Genomic DNA, 16,824 nt, shown 5'->3' with positions numbered 1-16,824 from the left:
CGGTGGATCGCCGGTCGGTCCAGGAGACTGACGGGATGGTCGAGGACGCACCCGCTCCCGATTCGGGGGCATCGAAGGTCGACACATTCGAACGGATGCCGCGTTGGTTGCCGCGGCTGTTGCTGCTGGCGTTCGCGGGTTTGGCGGCCTATCAGCTGGGCGACTGGGCATTTCACAAACTGCTCGGATTGATCACGCTGATGCTGGTCGCCTTCTTCATCTCGCTGGCGATGGAACCGGCGGTCGATCTGATGACCGCGCGCAAGATTCCGCGAGGGCTGGCCACCGCCGCGGTGTTCGTGTTGCTGTTCGCCGCGGTGGCCGGATTCCTCGCCGCGCTGGTGACGCTGTTGGTCGAGACGGTGGGCAATCTGCTCAACGAATTGCCCGGCCTGCTCAATCAGCTGGTCGAATGGGCCAATCGCACCTTCCACCAGCATTTCACGATCGATCAGCTGCGCGATCGGCTGCTGCACGACTCCAACATCATCAACAACTATGCCCAGACGGCCGCCAACAACATCTGGGGACTGTCGAGCACGATCCTGGGCGGGCTGGCCGAATTCCTGACCATCGCGCTGTTCAGCATCTACCTCACCGCCGACGGTCCCAAGCTGCGGCGCACGATCTGTTCGATGCTGCCGCGGGCCCGGCAGGACGCCGTCCTGCACGCCTGGGATCTGGCCATCGATAAGACCGGCGGCTATCTGTACTCCCGCGCGCTGCTCGCGGTGATCTCCGCGGTCACGCACGCGATCTTCCTGGCGATCCTCGATCTGCCCAATCCGATCGCGCTGGGCGTGTGGTTCGGCGTGGTCGCCTCGTTCGTCCCGACCATCGGCACCTATATCGCGGCCGTGCTGCCGATTCTGGTGGCGCTGACCGTGCACCCCTTCGACGCGGTGTGGTTGCTGATCTTCGTGGTGCTGTATCAGTGGTTCCAGGACTATCTGCTGCAACCGCGCATCACCGCGCGCACGGTCGATGTGAACGCGGCCGTCGCACTGCTGGCGGTGCTGGCCGGGGCGGCGCTGCTCGGCGCGGTCGGCGCGCTGCTGGCGATTCCGGCGACCGCGACCGTCCAGGCGCTCCTGACCGAATACGTGCCGCGCTACGAGGTCGTCGACGACCCGCGGATCGAGCGCACCGCATCCCGGCGCGAGCGGAAGGCCATGCTGCACAGGCGATCCCGGCGCACTCGCCGAATCCGGCCGGAGGAGCCGCAGCAACCCGGGCAAAATTGACGTGCTTCCCGGTCGGCCTCGTGCGAAGGTCGAAGAATGTCGCTTCCCTCCGGCATCGGCCTGCGCCCCGCCACCGCCGCCGACGAGCCCGCGCTGCACCTGTTACTGGCCAACGCGTTCGGCGGCTCGGCGACCGTGGATCCCGACGCGGCCGAGCACCGCAGGCAGGTCTTCCCGACCGAGCGGGCCATCGTGGCCGTCGACGGGGAGCGCATCGTCGGCCACACCAAGGATCGGGTGATGACCCTGACCGTCCCGGGTGAGCGCACGGTCTCGGTCTGCGGCATCGCGGGCGTCGTGGTCGCGCCGACCCATCGCCGACGCGGCATCCTGCGCGCGATGTACACCGAACAGCATCGGCGCATCGAGGAGGCCGGGCTGCCGTTGACGATCTTCACCGTCAGCCAGGGCACGATCTACGGGCGCTTCGGATACGGTCCCGCGATCGTGGACAACCGGGTGCGCATCGATCGCCGCTTCGCCGAATTCCGGCCCGGCACACCGGATCCGGGCGGTGTCGAACTCACCTCGGTCGAGACCGCGCTACCGCTGCTTCCGGCCGTCTACGACCGCTGGCGGCGGCGCACGCCCGGCGCGCAGGCCCGGCCCGCGGCGGCCTGGCAGACCAAACTCTCCGACTATCGCGGCGGCGCCCTGTTCGCACTCGTCCATCCGGACGGGTACGCGATCTACCGGCTCGTATCCACCGAGTCCACGATGAACGCGCAGGTGATCGAATTGCGTGCGGTCACCGACGAGGCGCATGCCGCCCTGTGGCGCACGCTCCTGGGCCTCGATCTGGTGACCCTCGTGGAGACCACGATCAGCGACGACGATCCGCTCCCCCATCTGATCACCGATATCCGCCTGGTGAACACGGTCGGACGCGACGACGGGCTGTGGGTGCGGGTGATGGATGTGCCCGCCGCCCTGTCCGCCCGCGGCTATCAGCACGATCTGGATGTCGTGCTGGCGGTCACCGATCCGTTCCGCGCGGCCGGGGGCACCTTCGCGCTGCGCGTGCGCGACGGCGTGGCCGAATGCGAACCGACCGGACGGCCCGCCGATGTCGAGGTGGGCATCGATGTCCTGGGCAGCCTGTATCTGGGCGCGCATCGGGCCCGCGCGTTCGCGGCGGCGAACCGATTGCGGGCCAAGGATTCCGAGCAGTTGCGCCGGCTGGACATCGCGTTCACCGGCGAACGCGGGCCCGTGCTCGGCTGGTTCTTCTGATGTGATCCGCGGCTCGTCGACGGCGCCGCGTCCCGCTGGCATGCTGGTGACGTGGCGCTCATCCGGTTGGTCCTGAATGTGCTCTGGCTGGTGTTCGCCGGCTTCTGGATGGCGCTGGGCTATCTACTCGCCGGTGTCATCTGCTGCGTGCTGATCGTCACCATCCCGTTCGGCATCGCGTCGTTCCGTATCGCGGGCTATGTGCTGTGGCCGTTCGGGCGCGAGGCGGTGGTCAGGCCGGGCGCCGGGGTGCCGTCGCTGCTCGGCAATGTCATCTGGTTTCTGGTGGCGGGCTGGTGGCTGGCGCTCGGGCATCTGTTCACCAGCATTCCGCTGTTCATCTCGATCGTGGGCATCCCGTTCGGCTGGGCCAACCTCAAGCTCATCCCGATCTCGCTCATGCCGCTGGGTCGCGAAATCGTGCCCAGCGACCGGGCTTTCGCGCGCTGAGGTGCTATTCCGATTGGTCCACAATCTGTTTCATGATCGAGACCGCGTCCCGGAGCACCTGGAGCTGATCGGGACGCAGCCGCGCCAGCTGTTCGTTCATCCACGCCTCGCGCGCGTTGTTCTCGTCCTGCACCAGCGCGCGGCCGGCGGCCGACAGCGACACGATGATCTGACGGCCGTCGGTGGGATGCGGATTGCGGTCTACCAGTTGCAGTTCCGACAGCGAGGCGATAACGCGGGTCATCGACGGCGGCTGCACGCGCTCCTTGGCGGCCAGCGTGCCCGGCGTCATGGCGCCCTCCCGGTTGAGCGTCGCCAGAGCCGACAGCTGGGTCAGCGAAATCTGGGCGTCGGCACGGCGCCCTCGCAGATGTCGCGTCAGACGCACGACCGCGAGCGAGAGCTCGGCAGCGAGCGCGCGTATGTCGGAAGGTGTTGCCACAGAGGCAAACGATACGGGACACGCCACGCACGAGACGGACGTTCCCGTGGCTAAGGTTGACATCGTGACCCGCAACGTACCCGAAATCCCGCCGCGCCTGACCGATCCGCGCCCGGTGCTGGTGGTCGGCGTCGCGGCGTGGGCGATCGCGACCGTGCTGGTGTGGTCGGTCGATCGCTGGGCCGATGCCCGGCCGATCTGTCTGATGGGCATGGTCGTCGGTCTGCTCGCCTACCTCATCTTCGCGCTGCAGCGGCGCTCGGCCCGGCGCGGTGACAAGGGTGCGCAAAAAGGGCTCTGAGAGCCGTTCCACACCCCCTTTGGTCGACCGACCATGCTGACTTTTACGGGCCGCGAATTGACTGTTCGCGCACTTGCCGCTTAACTGCCTTGGGTGTCCTCCCGATTGAGCGTCGAAGAAAGACGGGCCCACCTTATCGAGGCGGCCATCGGTCTTGCGGAAAAAAAGGGCGTGGCGGGGGTAACCACGCGCGATGTAGCTCAGGCGGCCGGTGTTTCGCTCGGTGTGGTGCATTACTGTTTCGAAAACAAGGATGCGCTGATGACCGAGCTGGTCAAGGCGTTGTCCATGGAATTGCGCGATTCCGTGGAGACCAACGAAACGGTTTGGCAGGACGTTGGAAGCGGAAAGGAATCGCTTCAGAATTTGGTGCGCGCAAGCCTGGAACTACTCTGGCTCAACATCGAAGCCACGCCCGAACGACAGCTGCTCACCTACGAAACCACCACCTACGCGTTGCGTGAAAGTGAACAAACCCCGGCAAAACTCGCAATCGCCCGAGAGCAATACACGTTCAACGACTCAACCGTCGGTGATGTACTCGAACACGCCCGCGACGCGACCGGCACCCAGTGGCTGGTTCCCGTGCGCACACTGAGCCGCTTCACGCTCAACGTCATCGACGGCGTCGTGCTGCGCTGGCTGGTCGACAACGACAGCGCCGCCGTGCGCGCACAGCTGGATCTGCTCGCGGAGATGCTCACGACCTACGCGAAATGACCTGTCGCCGAACATGTGTCGTGGTGCCCTCGCGCCACCACGGCACCTCGGCCACCGTCTCGTAGGCGCCCGTGAGCCGGACCCGCAGGCGCTCGTGCAGCACCAATTCACCCTCGTGCCGGCCGAACTGCAGGCGTAGCAGCACGCCGAACGGTTCGGCGGCCCAACTCGTCGGCTCGCCGGGATCGAGGATCTCGGCGGTCACCACGTCCGATACCAGCGGCAGGTCCAGCAGATCGGCCAGTGCGCGGGCATGCTCCAGATCGCCGACCACCAGCCGGTCCGGCGGCATCGCCAGGCCGTACCACGGCCGGTCCAGGACCAGCGCGTCCGCGGCGTCGACGACCACACCGGACAGCGCGCGCACCCGCTCGGGCGGTATGAGCGCGTCCAGGTCGAGCAGGTCCGCGGCGGCGGCCAGGCGGGCGTGGGTCTGCGAAATCGCCTCCGGCGAGGGATCTTTCGCCGGATCGGCGAGGGCCTCGAGCAGCGCGGCGGCCAGCTCCTGACCGATCGACTCCGGATCGGCCAGCACCGCACGCAGGGCCTGCGTATCGGCCGGTGCGAAACCGCCCAATTCCGGAAGGAGTCCGGCGAAGACCGCATCGCCGGGCGCGCGGAACAGGCCGAGCGGGACACCGTCGACGTGCGCGTGCCGACGCAGCCACCACGTCGTATAGCCGTCGCGATCGGTCAGCAGCGGCCGGGTGCCGGGGTCGGATATCAACAGCCGCAACGCCTTCGGCCACGCCGAATCCTCGACCAGATCCAGATCGCGCACCGCGGCCAGTTCCGGCGGATCCTCCACCAGGCTCGCCCACCACGGGTCCTCGTCGTCGAGGTGATGGTCGGGGCCGGTCGGATCGCTCTCGGTGACCACGGTGAAGCCCCAACCCACCCCGACGGCCCGCAGGGCCGGGGCGCCGTGGCGGTCCACGACGGCGGGATCGACCGTGCCGAACGGGGAATCGGCCACCAGCAACGGGGCCAGCGGCGCACCGGGCAGCAGCAGCTCGTCCGCCGGCCGCAATTCGCCACTGTCGTCGGGTAATTCGAGGATGCCGAGCCCGGGCGGCAGGAGTGTGCCCTCGGGGAGCTGGGCGGCCAGTCCCAGGACGGCCGCGACGGTGTCGGGATCGGCCGGATCGAGTTCCAATTCCCCTTGTAACGCAGGATCGTTGAGCAGATCCTCGGCGGTGACCGCTCGCGCGCCGAGGCGGCCCAGCAGTTCGTGCGCGGCCTCGGGATGGGCCAGGCGGGCCCAGCGCACCGGGAGCGTGGTGTCGAGATGGTCGTCCAGCACTACCGTGCGGGGGCCGGTGACGAGCCGATCGTCGGCCAGCGGAACCGCCAGTGCGCCCAGTTCTTCCACGGCCAGCGGATCGGTGACGAAGGGGTCCAGGGCGTCGTAGAACGCGTACCACCAGTTCGGCGGGCGTTCCAGGCCCGAGGACAGCTCCGCGATCCGGGCCAGGCCGATGCGATGGACATCGAGGACGGCCAGGGTATCGGCGGCGGCGCGGCCGGACAGATCCGGAATCACCAGGGGCCCCAGCACATCGGCGAGTAGATCGGCCAGTTCCCTGGTGGCGCCGGGGAATACGCTGCTGCGCCGGGGGGCGGCCGTGGCGTCGGCGATTTCGCCGGTCGGATCGAGCACGGGTAGCCATGGGGAGGTGCGCAATTCGGTGATCAGCGCCTCGCGCAGCAGGCCGTCGACCTCACTGCGGGCGAAACCCGCGACGGGCACCAGCACCAGCCGGTCACGGGGCGGCAGGGCGCGCGCGAAATCGGCGTAACCCTCGGCCAATTCGGCGACCCGCGCGCCCGGGAGCAGGCGGCGACGGTCCGGCTGCATCGCGATATCCGCGATGAGCAGGGCTGGAAGCGACAGTTCCTCATCGGAACGGGTCGGGGCGCGCAGCACATCCGGTGGGGCCGGGATCGGGCGGCCGTCGCGGATCGGCAGCAGCCAGCGGGCCCGGTCGGTCGCGAACTGCCACCAGATCCGTTCCTCCTGGCCGGGTCCGCACAGGCGCAGCTCCCGCAGGCCGTCACCGAGTTCGGTGAGCGTGGCGGTGATTTCGTCGTCGCCGATCCGAATGGTCCGCAGGGCAGGCAGTTCCAGGAGCAGATCGGCGGCCTCGGCGCGCATGGCGGCCAGCAGCGCCTCGGGATCGATATCCTCGCGCAGCCGAAGCACGATTTCGCTGTCGAGCCCCTCGCGGGGCGCATCGGGGACGGGCCAGGCCAGGCGCAGGACCGGCGGCGCGAAATCGTTCCCACCCTCGGGAATTCGGATGGAATTGTCCCGCAGCGCATTCCATGTCAGGTCCCGGGAGAATCGTAATGATCCCGTGCGGGAACGGAATTCGATTTCGTCGGAGACTGCCACGACGGCCGTGAATCCCACACCGAATCGCCCGACGGCCGAGGCCGCATCCGATTTCGCGGAGGCGCGCAGCGCGGTCAGCGCATGAACTCCCGAGATGTCCAGCGGTACACCGGTATTGGCCACATGCAAGCTACGTCCCGTCAGCCACACCACGAGCCGCCCGGACACCCCGGCCTTGGCTGCCGCATCGGCGGCGTTCTGCGCCAATTCGGTGAGCAGCCGATCCCGGTACCCCGCCCGCACCAGATCGGCCTCCGTGGCCGCATCCTCCCGCAGCCGAGTGGGCGAATCCCGCCAGGCGGCGATCACCCCCGCACGCAGCGCCGCCGTCTCGAACGGATCCATCCCCGCGTCGCCCGTCAGTGACTTTCCGATGCCCCGGCCTCACCAGGCTGCACCCGAACCGCCGACACCGCCCAGGCATCGTGGTAGTGCGCGGGCTCATCGCCCACGGGCGCCAATCCGTCGGATTCCACTGCGGCGGTATCGGATTCCCCGCCATCGACGACCTCCGCGGGCGACCGCTCCTCGACGGCCGAAACCATCTCGGCTACAGGCGTTTCCGCGGCCTCGATCGACTGGTTCGAATCCTGCGTCGGCGAGGTGACATCTGCCTGGGCGACGCCGGATCCAGCGACATCGGCTACCGCGGCAGCGGATTCGGCGGCATCGGTTACCGCAGCACCGGATTCGGCAGCATCGACCACCGCAACACCGGACCCGACAGCATCAATTCCCGCAGAACCGGACCCGGCACCATCAGCCACCACAGCACCGGACCCGACAGCATCAACTCCCGCAACACCGGACCCGGCACCATCAGCCACCACAGCACCGGACCCGACAGCATCAACTCCCGCAACACCGGACCCGGCACCATCGACCACCGCGACACCGGATTCGATGGCGTCGGCAACCGTGGTATCGGATTCGGCCGACACGGGCTCCGGCATCGGTTCGGATTCCGGTGACACCGTCCACTCCTCGACGGCAGCCGCCGGTTCGGTCACGGGAAACTCGTCTTTCGCCACGGGCGTGTCGGGGCTCTCGAACCCGGTTTCCGCCTCGAGCGCGGCGGGATCCGGCGTGTCCGCCTCGGCGGCAGTGTCTTTCGGCTCCGGGCGGCGTAGGTCGGCGACGGGGATCAGTTCGATGGCCGCGTCGTCGTAGGCCTCGTACAGCGGCGAGCCGCCACCGGTGGGGACGACCGTATCGGAATGGGCGCCGCAACCGTATTCGCTATGGACCACGTGGCCGTCGGCGCCCATGGTGTTGGCGCAGACGCCGAACGCGGCGCGCAGGGCGCCGGCCAGCGGCACGAAGAAACCGCAGACGCCGCAGGTGGCGGGCGCGGAGCGGGCCATATCGGTATCGGGGCCGTAGTCGACGTACCAGCGCTGCGCGGCCTCCTCGCGGCCCTCGCGGCTGAGCACCTGCGGGCGGCCCAGGCCGATCTCCTCGGCGACCTCGTCGATCACCGGATCGCCGGTGACCAGATAGCCGGGCACCAGCCGCGGATCGTCGGCCAGCGGCGCCAGCAGATCGCCCGGTGCCAGATCACCGGGCCGGACCCGCTGATCCCACGGCACGAAATCCGGCGCGACCAAGGCATCGGGCCCGGGCAGCAGTGCCGACTCGCTGACCGTCGCGTACTCGGCCTCCAGCGGCGCCGCCACCACGACCGCCCACTGCCAGCCGTGATAGCCCGGCAGGGTGGCCTGGAAGTGATGGCTGGCCGCGTACTCGTCCTCGGCGGTGACCCCTAGATGCTGGCCCACACCGGTCGGCTGCAGCTCGAGAAGCGCACGGCGGGCAAGGTCGACCGCCTCCGCCAGGATCGGTCGCACGCCGGACTCCGAAACAGAAACTGCGCTCACGCCCTACATTTTGCCGTATGAAGCGCAAACGCCGTGCGTCGGCTGCGGCAGGACTGATCTTGCTGGCAATGGCCGGTTCCGTGACGGCCTCGGGCTGCGCGGATTCCGACGACACACCGCGGTTCCGCGTCGAGGTCGTCAGCACCCGTCCACACGACCGCACGGCCTTCACCGAGGGCCTCGAGGTCGACGACACGGTCCTCTACGAGGGCACCGGACTCGAGGGCCGATCCAGCCTGCGCGCCACCGACCTGACCACCGGCGAGCAGTTGGCCCGGGTCGATCTGCCCGCCGACCTGTTCGGCGAGGGCATCACCAAGGCCGGGGACACCCTCTGGCAGCTCACTTGGAAGGACGAGGTGGCCTTCGCCCGCGATCCGCGCACCCTCGCCGAGCGCGGCCGGGCGCACTACGACGGCGAGGGCTGGGGTCTGTGCACCCGCGGCGACCGGATTGTCATGAGCAACGGCAGCGCGACCCTGACCTTCCGCGATCCGGCCACCTTCGCCCCGACCGGTTCGATCCGGCTCACCAGCCATCGCGGCGCCCGCCTCAACGAACTCGACTGCGCGGCAGACGGTTCGATCTACGCCAATGTCTGGCCGACCGATCACATCCTGCGCATCGACCCCGACACCGGCGCGGTGCTGGCCGATATCGACGCCGACGGCCTGCTGACCGCGGCCGAGGCCGCCGGCGCCGATGTGCTCAACGGCATCGCGCAACTCCCGGGCACCGATCGCTTCCTGATCACCGGCAAGGACTGGCCCACCATGTTCGAAGTGCGCTTCGTCCGGGCATAACAGCATTGCGGTGGATCACACCCCCACCTGAGCCCCCGTCCCCGAGACCCTGCGAGAGAATCAATACTGTGACTCCCTCCCCAGACCCCTCCGGAACCGATCCTGGTCGGTGGGACGGCGAGGACCAGATACACACCCCGCGTCATCCCGGCTACGACCGTTATCCACCGCCGAACACCCCCGCACTGCCCCCGCTGCCGCGCCGCAACCCCGAACCCGATGTGCCGGAATTCGTGACTCGCAGGCTGGCGGCCGGGGAACCGCCTCCCGCGCCGCCGCCGCGGCAGCCCGATCCCGAACCCGCGGAAACCACCGAACAGCACCGTGTCCCGCGCAAGCTCACGGTGACCCGCGTGGTGGCGATGCGCAGCCGCGAGCTCACCGAGAAGGGCTTCCAGACCTTCCAGCGCGCGGCCAAGGCCGACGGCGCCGACGAATCCGGGCTCACCGCACTCGTTTACGCGACGATGGCCAACTTCGCCCTGGACGCGGCGATCGCGGTCGCCCTGGCCAATACGCTGTTCTTCGCCGCGCAGACCGCGGAATCCAAATCCAAGGTGGCGCTGTATCTGCTGATCACCATCGCGCCCTTCGCGTTGATCGCGCCGCTCATCGGACCCCTGCTCGACCGGCTGCAGCGCGGGCGCAGGCTCGCGCTGGCCGGATCGTTCGCCGCACGCGCGGTCGTCGCGCTGGTGTTGATCTTCGGCTTCGACGGCTGGCCACTGTATCCGCTGGCGCTGTGCATGATGGTCCTCAGCAAATCGTTCGCCGTGCTCAAGAGCGCGGTGACGCCCAGGGTGCTGCCACCGGGAATAGATCTGGTGCGGACCAATTCCCGGCTCACGGTCTTCGGCCTGGTCGGCGGGACGCTCGGCGCCGGCGGGATAGCCGGATTGTGCGCGCTGGCGGCCGGATCGACCGGCGCGCTGGTGTTCGCGGTGCTGATCGCCTGCGCCGGAACGTATCTGAGCCTGCGGATTCCGTCCTGGGTCGAGGTCACCGAGGGTGAGGTGCCCGCCACGCTCGGTTATCACGGCAGCGACACCCGCACCGAGGTGCTCGACGAGGCCGCGCCCGCCACCGTGAAACCCGCTAAGCGCCGTCAGCCCCTGGGCCGTTCGGTCGTGGTCGGCCTGTGGGGCAACAGCTCGATCCGGGTGCTTACCGGATTTCTGACCTTCTACGTCGCCTTCGTCGCCAAGTCCACCGAACATCGGCCGGCGCAGCAGGCCGCGATGCTCGCCGCGATCGGCGCGGCGGCGGCCGTCGGGAACTTCGCCGGCAATGCCACCGGCGCCCGGCTGACATTGGGTCGCCCCGCGCTGATCGTGGTCGGTTGCACGGCCGGCTGCGCCGCGATCTCGCTGTTCGCCACCTTCGCCGACAATCTGCTGGGCGCCGCCGCGGCCGCCCTGGTGGCCTCGGGCGCCAGCGCGCTGGCCAAGGTGTCGCTGGACGCATCGATCCAGGACGATCTGCCGCCGGAGTCCATCGCCTCCGGATTCGGCCGCTCGGAGACCGTGCTGCAGCTGTCGTGGGTGATCGGCGGCGCGGGCGGGGTGCTGCTGCCGACGGTGTACTGGAAGGGTTTCGCGGTGGTCACCGCCGTGTTGGCGCTGGGATTGCTGCAGACCGTGGTGAGCTACCGTGGTCATTCGCTGCTGCCCGGTTTGGGCGGCAATCGACCACAGCATGCGAAGCAGGAGGTCCCCGGCACCCATCCGCATCCGGATCCGGGTGTCGGCGACCCGACCCGACAAGCGACAGGAATCCCGCCACAGTGAAGCCGAAAACCCGTACCGCCCTGGCGCTGTCCGCCGCGGCGGTGCTCGTGGTGGTCCTCGCCGTCGTCGGTGTGGTGGCCGTGGCGGTCCGTCACGCGCACCGATCCGATCCGGCGATCACCGCCTACGCGCACGGCAAGACCGTCACCGTCCCGCCCTATCGGTACTGCACGGTGACCCAGTCGAACGACAACGGGCAGCTCGGATTGGCCTGCCGGCAAAGCGAAATCACCGCGCAGCTGGATACGCCGCCCGGCTATCCGGTCCAGCTGTCACTGCCCCCGCATATCGCCGACGCGCCGTGGGTGATGGTGATGGAGTACCACGCCCCCGACGGCACCATGGCCCGCCACGTGGCCTCCTACCTCGACTACCGCAAGGGAACCCTTGCCATCACGGTGGATTCACGCCCCCAGCCGGACCTGCGCCTGATCGGCATCGAACTCCAGTTGGTCATCCCGACCCGCGACGAGACCGGCAACGAGGGCTTCGCCCCCTACCAGGTCTGGTCCATCAAAACCGCCTGACCATCCCCGCACCTCGCACCGCTTGCGGCCGCCCGCAACGGGTGCGAAGCGCTGCAAGGGGTGCGGCATTGGGGTTAACGCCTGACCCATCGCCGCACCCTTTCCCGCTCCTCGCACCGATTGCGGACGCCCGCAAGGGGTGCGAAGCGCTGGAAGGGGTGCGGCGTTGGGGTTAGCCGCCTGACCCATCGCCGACACTCCCCCGCTCCTCGCACCGGTTGCGGACGCCTGCAAGGGGTGCGAAGGCCTAGAAGGGGTGCGGCGTTGGGGGGTGCTCGCGCTTCGCACCTTTTCTCGCGCTTCGCACCCGCTGTGGCCGTCCCATTGGGGTGCGAGGGGTTGGAAGGGGTGCGGGGGTACGAGAAAGGGTGCGGCGGGCGAGGTTCTCGCTCGGGCGCACCCTTTGTCGTTGCGGCGGGGCCGGATCAGGGGATCAGTGATCCAGTTCTCGGGCTACGCCGCGGACTACCTCGGCGATGCGCTGAGCGGTCTTGCGGTCGGGGTATTTGCCCTTGCGCAGGTCCGGCTGGATGCTGGCCTCGAGGAGGTTGATCATGTCCTCGATCAGGCCGTGCAGGTCGTCGGGGGTCTGGCGGGGCTGGGTCGGAATCTCCTTGCGGCCCTGGGTAGCCCCGCTGCGCACCGACGGCAGCGGCTCGAGCAGCTTGAGGCTCAATGCCTGCGGACCGCGGCGCCCGGCGGCCATCCCGAATTCCACTCGTTGCCCAGGCTTCAGCGCCTCGACACCCTTGGGCAACGCAGACGACCGAACATAGACGTCCTCACCCTCATCCTGGGAAAGGAAGCCGAAGCCCTTCTCGACGTCGTACCACTTCACCTTGCCGGTCGGCACTGCGCTCACCCGTTCGTCATCGATGCCCGGGCCTCCCGGGCACAACCATGGGCCCCGGAACATGTCCGGAACCAACCTGTTTGCGAAAAGAACGCGCCCCACAGGTATGCAGGACGCGGTGTAGTCGAGTCTACCCCGGTGGCCATCGCCCGAGCACATCAGTTTTACGGTGCAGTAATGCCCGACTCCGTCTCGAAGCCCGCGCCCCGCCGCTCCGGCCATCCGCTGTTGTACACGGCCCTGGGCCTGTTCGCGATCGGCCTGCTGGCGATCGTCGCCATCTTCCTCATCCCACTCGTGAGTGATTCCGATCCGGGACTGTGGCTGTACCTCGTAGCGATGGCGGCGACCCCGGCGGGTCTGCTGCTGGCCATCGTCTTCGCGCTCTGGTCCGGCCGTCGCGCGCGGTAGTCAACTTCTATATGCCCTGTTCGTTATCCCGACAATCATGTGATCTTAATCACATAACGAACTGGTCACGAGACGGTCACGGCGACCGAGATCTAATGACACGCCGCGACAACCTGCACAGACAGGTCCCTGGCAGGCTGTGCGGAGCACAACGACCCGCTCGTACACGCCGGTTATCAAATGGTGATTTTTCGCGGCGATCGTCGTACGGTCTTATCCAGCCGGGAGCAGTCCCGGAACCACCGGCCCGCCGCACCGAGCCTCGCTCCGCGGGTACGGAAACCCGACGGAAAGCAGGAGCGAGGGCGGGGAACCCACAGTCCCACGCAGGGAGCGGGAGAGGTCGAAAGACCGATCCCTTGGGGTGAAGTCCCGGGCAACCGGGACCGGACACGGCCTCTCAGTCCGAACCCGACAGCTCACCTCGCAGGTGCGTACGAGAGGGAGTTACCCGATATGAGTGGACGCCATCGCAAGCCGACCAGTACCGGTCGCACCGTAGCCAAGGTCGCCGTCTCCACCGCGATCATGGGTGGAGCGGGTGTGGCCCTCGCCGGAAACGCCGCAGCGGCTCCGGACCAAGATTGGGACAAGCTCGCCCAGTGTGAGTCCGGTGGTAACTGGGGCATCAACACGGGCAACGGTTTCCAGGGCGGCGTGCAGTTCTCGCCGAGCACCTGGGCCGCGCACGGCGGCACCGAATACGCCCCCGCTGCGAATCAGGCCAGCCGCGAACAGCAGATCACCGTCGCCGAGCGTGTTCTCGCGACGCAGGGCTGGGGCGCATGGCCGTCCTGCTCCTCTCGCCTCGGACTGCACAGCGCGCCGAGCGAGCGCAACGCGCCCGCCACCGCACAGCAGACGCCGCACTGGACCCCGCAGGCCGAGTCCGCGCCGCAGCAGGAGCAGCAGCCGGTGCAGACCGACAGCACCCAGGAAGTCTTCCAGGCCGTGGACAAGGCCGTCGCCGCCGCGCAGACGCAGGGCGTTGCCGTGCCGCAGCAGGCACTCGATGCCTACAACGCCTTCAAGGCCAGTGGCGCCAAGCTGGATCCGTCGATCGTGAACTTCTACGAGGCGAACAAGGGCGCGCTGCCGGCCAACTAGGCCCGCCACCCCTGTCCCCGTACACAGAAGAAGGCCCCCACCTCGCGGTGGGGGCCTTCTTCTTGTCTTCGCGTCAGCGGTTGATGATGGTGTGCGGGTGCACATACGGCACCTCATCCGCCGACACCGGAAACTCGGTGTCCTCGCCGAAGGGCGACAGACCACCGGCACGGGTCGACGACAACTCGGTGACGGCATGGTCGCCGTTGTCCAGCGACGGCCAGCCGTTGTCGACGTAAGGTTTCTTCGATTTGTTCACCACGCGCCCATTCTGGCATGGCCACAACCCGGTGGCGCGATAGGTACGACACAGCTCGGCGGGCCGCGAATCCCGGCCGTAGGCTGGACGGGATGACCACGACCGACTCCGCCCCCGGCTCGGCCGAGATCGCACTCGCCGATTGGCTGACCACCCGCACCGACGGGGATCTGGTGGCGCTGCTGCAACTGCGTCCGGATCTGGCCGTGCCGCTGCCGGGATCGATGGCGGTGCTGGCCGCCCGCGCCGAACAGCGCGCGTCGGTGCTGCGCGCCACCGACGAGTTGGACACCCTGGATTTCGCGATCGTGGAGACCCTGGCCGTACAGGGCGCCAGCTATCCGGGCCGCGCGGCCACGCCGCTGTCTCGCGCCCGCCTGCACGAACTGCTCGGCGATCGGGTGCCGATCGCCGATATCGACGCGGCCGTGGCCCGTCTCGCCGCCCGTGCGCTCGTCTGGGGTGAGGATGAGCTGTTACTCACCGCGACGGCCAAAGACGCGCTGCCATGGCCGCTGGGCAGCACCACGGAGATCCCGGATGCGTTGACCGAACCCGAGATCCGCGCTGCCCTCGACGACATCGGTTCGGCCGAACGGGCATTGCTGGACAAGCTCGCCACCACCGGACCACGCGGGCGCACCCGCGACGCCGCGCCCGGCACCGCACCGGACCGCCCGATTCAGCGGCTGCTGGCGAACCGGCTACTCCACTGGGTCGACGAGGAGACCGTCGAATTGCCGCCCTCGGTCGGTCAGGTGCTGCGCCGCGAACCGGTGACCGATCCGCATGCCCTGGTATCGCCGCGGCCGAAACCGCAGCGGCACACCGCGGCCGATGTGAACGCGGCCGCCGCGGGCGAGGTGGGCGAGCTGCTGCGGCACTGCGGCGACATTCTGGAGGTACTGGGTCAGACGCCCGCACCCGCGCTCCGTTCGGGCGGACTGGGCGTACGCGAATTGCGCCGCGTCGCCAAACAGACCGGGGTCGACGAGACCCGGGTCGGACTGCTCGCCGAGGTGCTGTCCGCGGCTCGACTGCTGGACAAGGGAATTCCCGAACCACCGCCGGATTCGGAGGCCGCCGACGAGTTCTGGGCGCCGACCGGATCCACCGACGGCTGGCTGGACGGTCCCGCCGCGCGCCGCTGGGTCGTGCTGGCACACGCCTGGCTGGAGCTGGACCGGTTTCCATGGATGATCGGCCTGCGCGACGCCAATGACAAGCCGCTGGCCGCTCTGTCGCTGGAGCTGCGCACCGCGCACGCCGTGCGCGATCGTCGCGCGATCCTGACGCTGCTGGCGGAATGTCCGGCCGGATCGTCGTACACCCCCGCCGATCTCACGCGCGTGCTGACATGGCGACAGCCGCGCTGGCGCAGGCATTTCCGCCTGGAGGCGGTGGAACAGACGCTGACCGAGGCGGCCGCGCTCGGCATCGTCGGTCGCGGCGCGCTCACCTCGGCGGGCCGGGCGCTGCTGCACGACGCCCTCGGCGATGCGGAGGCCGAGATGGAGTCGGCGCTGCCGGAACCGGTCGATCACGTGCTGGTGCAGGCCGATCTGACGGTGATCGCCCCCGGCCCGCTGATGCCGGAGTTGCAGAGCCGCATCGCGCTCGTCGCCGACGTCGAATCCGCTGGCGCCGCAACGGTTTACCGGATAAGCGATGCCTCGGTGCGCCGCGCGCTGGATGCCGGGCTGACGGCCGCGGAACTGCATCAGCTGTTCACCGCGCATTCGCGCACTCCCGTTCCCCAGTCGCTGAGCTATCTCATCGACGACGTCGCGCGGCGGCACGGCCGATTGCGCGCGGGTATGGCGCAATCGTTCGTGCGCAGTGAGGATCCGGCGCTGCTCGCCGAGGTCCTGACCGCGCCCGTCGCCGACCGGTTGGCCCTGCGGGCGGTCGCGCCGACCGTGGCCATCTCCCAGGCCCCGCTCGCCGAGGTGCTGGAGCTGTTGCGGGGCGCGGGTTTCAGTCCCGCGGGCGAGGATTCGTCCGGAACCATCGTCGACCTGCGCCCGCGCGGCGCGCGAATCCCCTTGCGCACCAACACCCGTCAATCCTGGCGGCCCACCCCGCCCAACACCGAACAACTCCAGCTGCTGGTCGCCGAACTCCGCGCGGGCGAGAAGGCCGCCCGCTCCCGCCCCGGCCAGACGGTCCGCTCCGACGGCACCCGCACCGGCACCGCCGCCACCTTGGCCCTGCTTCAGCTGGCCGCCCGAGTCCGCCGCCCGGTGCATATCGGTTATGTGGACGCCCAGGGCATCGCCACCCAGCGCATCGTCGAACCGCTCAAGGTCTCCGGCGGGCAGTTGGACGCCCTCGACCCGGTGACCGGCGCCGTGCGCCACTTCACGCTGCATCGCATCGCCTCGGTCGCCCTCGTCGATCAGTAGGCCCCGCGCG

At 68.8% G+C, this 16,824-nt stretch carries 15 protein-coding genes, 1 pseudogene and 1 riboswitch; of the genes and pseudogenes, 11 read left to right on the top strand and 5 right to left on the bottom strand.

Going from position 1 to position 16,824, the window contains the following annotated elements; translation table 11 throughout:
- Positions 1-35 precede the first annotated feature (35 nt).
- From ACIA76_RS24325 to ACIA76_RS24315, 3 genes are read left to right on the top strand one after another with little or no spacing between them, the layout of a single operon-like run.
- Positions 36-1,244 (top strand): AI-2E family transporter, encoded by a 1,209-nt coding sequence (locus tag ACIA76_RS24325; protein ID WP_397154349.1) that lies wholly within the window; start codon positions 36-38, stop codon positions 1,242-1,244.
- A 36-nt stretch (positions 1,245-1,280) separates the two neighbouring features.
- The gene (locus ACIA76_RS24320; RefSeq protein WP_397154348.1) at positions 1,281-2,477 is read left to right on the top strand and encodes a GNAT family N-acetyltransferase; all 1,197 of its coding nucleotides are present in this window, start codon (positions 1,281-1,283) and stop codon (positions 2,475-2,477) included.
- A gap of 60 nt (positions 2,478-2,537) precedes the next feature.
- Positions 2,538-2,927 (top strand): YccF domain-containing protein, encoded by a 390-nt coding sequence (locus tag ACIA76_RS24315; RefSeq protein WP_397154533.1) that lies wholly within the window; start codon positions 2,538-2,540, stop codon positions 2,925-2,927.
- A 4-nt stretch (positions 2,928-2,931) separates the two neighbouring features.
- Here ACIA76_RS24315 and ACIA76_RS24310 read toward each other — a convergent pair whose 3' ends face one another.
- Complete coding sequence (locus tag ACIA76_RS24310) at positions 2,932-3,369, bottom strand: MarR family winged helix-turn-helix transcriptional regulator (protein WP_397154346.1); 438 nt, start codon at positions 3,367-3,369, stop codon at positions 2,932-2,934.
- A gap of 64 nt (positions 3,370-3,433) precedes the next feature.
- Between ACIA76_RS24310 and ACIA76_RS24305 the strand changes: the two genes are divergently transcribed.
- The gene (locus ACIA76_RS24305) at positions 3,434-3,670 is read left to right on the top strand and encodes a DUF2530 domain-containing protein (RefSeq protein WP_397154344.1); all 237 of its coding nucleotides are present in this window, start codon (positions 3,434-3,436) and stop codon (positions 3,668-3,670) included.
- Positions 3,671-3,775: 105 nt separating this feature from the next.
- Positions 3,776-4,390, top strand: a complete 615-nt coding sequence (locus ACIA76_RS24300; RefSeq protein WP_397154342.1) for a TetR/AcrR family transcriptional regulator — start codon at positions 3,776-3,778, stop codon at positions 4,388-4,390.
- Here the strand turns inward: ACIA76_RS24300 and ACIA76_RS24295 are convergent.
- Both ACIA76_RS24295 and ACIA76_RS24290 read right to left on the bottom strand, forming a co-directional pair.
- Positions 4,371-7,130 (bottom strand): sacsin N-terminal ATP-binding-like domain-containing protein, encoded by a 2,760-nt coding sequence (locus tag ACIA76_RS24295; RefSeq protein WP_397154339.1) that lies wholly within the window; start codon positions 7,128-7,130, stop codon positions 4,371-4,373. The two genes, ACIA76_RS24300 and ACIA76_RS24295, sit on opposite strands and share 20 nt — an antisense overlap.
- A gap of 701 nt (positions 7,131-7,831) precedes the next feature.
- A pseudogene (locus tag ACIA76_RS24290) lies at positions 7,832-8,662 on the bottom strand (DUF3027 domain-containing protein); the annotation flags it as partial.
- A 17-nt stretch (positions 8,663-8,679) separates the two neighbouring features.
- Between ACIA76_RS24290 and ACIA76_RS24285 the strand changes: the two are divergent.
- The 3 genes from ACIA76_RS24285 (at position 8,680) to ACIA76_RS24275 (ending at position 11,779) form a co-directional block, all read left to right on the top strand.
- Complete coding sequence (locus tag ACIA76_RS24285) at positions 8,680-9,465, top strand: glutaminyl-peptide cyclotransferase (protein ID WP_397154336.1); 786 nt, start codon at positions 8,680-8,682, stop codon at positions 9,463-9,465.
- A 68-nt stretch (positions 9,466-9,533) separates the two neighbouring features.
- Positions 9,534-11,252 (top strand): MFS transporter, encoded by a 1,719-nt coding sequence (locus tag ACIA76_RS24280; protein WP_397154334.1) that lies wholly within the window; start codon positions 9,534-9,536, stop codon positions 11,250-11,252.
- Complete coding sequence (locus ACIA76_RS24275; protein WP_397154333.1) at positions 11,249-11,779, top strand: DUF2771 domain-containing protein; 531 nt, start codon at positions 11,249-11,251, stop codon at positions 11,777-11,779. The genes ACIA76_RS24280 and ACIA76_RS24275 overlap by 4 nt, the downstream gene beginning before the upstream one ends.
- Before the next feature lie 433 nt (positions 11,780-12,212).
- On the opposite strand, the gene ACIA76_RS24270 is transcribed toward ACIA76_RS24275, so the two are convergent.
- Positions 12,213-12,632, bottom strand: coding sequence for a cold-shock protein (locus ACIA76_RS24270; RefSeq protein WP_397154531.1), 420 nt, complete (start codon positions 12,630-12,632; stop codon positions 12,213-12,215).
- Positions 12,633-12,809: 177 nt separating this feature from the next.
- On the opposite strand from ACIA76_RS24270, the gene ACIA76_RS24265 reads away from it, so the two are divergent.
- Positions 12,810-13,043, top strand: coding sequence for a hypothetical protein (locus tag ACIA76_RS24265; RefSeq protein ID WP_397154331.1), 234 nt, complete (start codon positions 12,810-12,812; stop codon positions 13,041-13,043).
- A 274-nt stretch (positions 13,044-13,317) separates the two neighbouring features.
- A riboswitch (cyclic di-AMP (ydaO/yuaA leader) is annotated at positions 13,318-13,491 on the top strand.
- 8 nt (positions 13,492-13,499) lie between these two features.
- Positions 13,500-14,150, top strand: a complete 651-nt coding sequence (locus tag ACIA76_RS24260) for a resuscitation-promoting factor Rpf1 domain-containing protein (RefSeq protein WP_397154329.1) — start codon at positions 13,500-13,502, stop codon at positions 14,148-14,150.
- Positions 14,151-14,223: 73 nt separating this feature from the next.
- Here ACIA76_RS24260 and ACIA76_RS24255 read toward each other — a convergent pair whose 3' ends face one another.
- A complete protein-coding gene (locus ACIA76_RS24255) occupies positions 14,224-14,412 on the bottom strand; it encodes a hypothetical protein (RefSeq protein ID WP_397154328.1) in 189 nt (62 codons plus the stop codon).
- A gap of 89 nt (positions 14,413-14,501) precedes the next feature.
- On the opposite strand from ACIA76_RS24255, the gene ACIA76_RS24250 reads away from it, so the two are divergent.
- On the top strand, positions 14,502-16,814 hold the full coding sequence (locus ACIA76_RS24250) for a helicase-associated domain-containing protein (protein ID WP_397154326.1): 2,313 nt from the start codon (positions 14,502-14,504) through the stop codon (positions 16,812-16,814).
- Positions 16,815-16,824 lie beyond the last annotated feature (10 nt).

This window comes from Nocardia sp. NPDC051570, assembly GCF_044454005.1.
Taxonomy (GTDB): Bacteria; Actinomycetota; Actinomycetes; order Mycobacteriales; family Mycobacteriaceae; genus Nocardia.
The sequence above is the reverse complement of the archived record's forward strand: the minus strand, read 5'-3'. Positions and strand labels throughout refer to the sequence as shown.

Excerpts from the sequence above, each read along its gene's own strand:
- ACIA76_RS24325 (WP_397154349.1), top strand. The coding sequence starts at position 36 with ATGGTCGAGGACGCACCCGCTCCCGATTCGGGGGCATCGAAGGTCGAC.
- ACIA76_RS24320 (WP_397154348.1), top strand. The coding sequence starts at position 1,281 with ATGTCGCTTCCCTCCGGCATCGGCCTGCGCCCCGCCACCGCCGCCGAC.
- ACIA76_RS24295 (WP_397154339.1), bottom strand. The coding sequence starts at position 7,130 with ATGGATCCGTTCGAGACGGCGGCGCTGCGTGCGGGGGTGATCGCCGCC.
- ACIA76_RS24285 (WP_397154336.1), top strand. The coding sequence starts at position 8,680 with ATGAAGCGCAAACGCCGTGCGTCGGCTGCGGCAGGACTGATCTTGCTG.
- ACIA76_RS24265 (WP_397154331.1), top strand. The coding sequence starts at position 12,810 with ATGCCCGACTCCGTCTCGAAGCCCGCGCCCCGCCGCTCCGGCCATCCG.
- ACIA76_RS24260 (WP_397154329.1), top strand. The coding sequence starts at position 13,500 with ATGAGTGGACGCCATCGCAAGCCGACCAGTACCGGTCGCACCGTAGCC.
- ACIA76_RS24250 (WP_397154326.1), top strand. The coding sequence starts at position 14,502 with ATGACCACGACCGACTCCGCCCCCGGCTCGGCCGAGATCGCACTCGCC.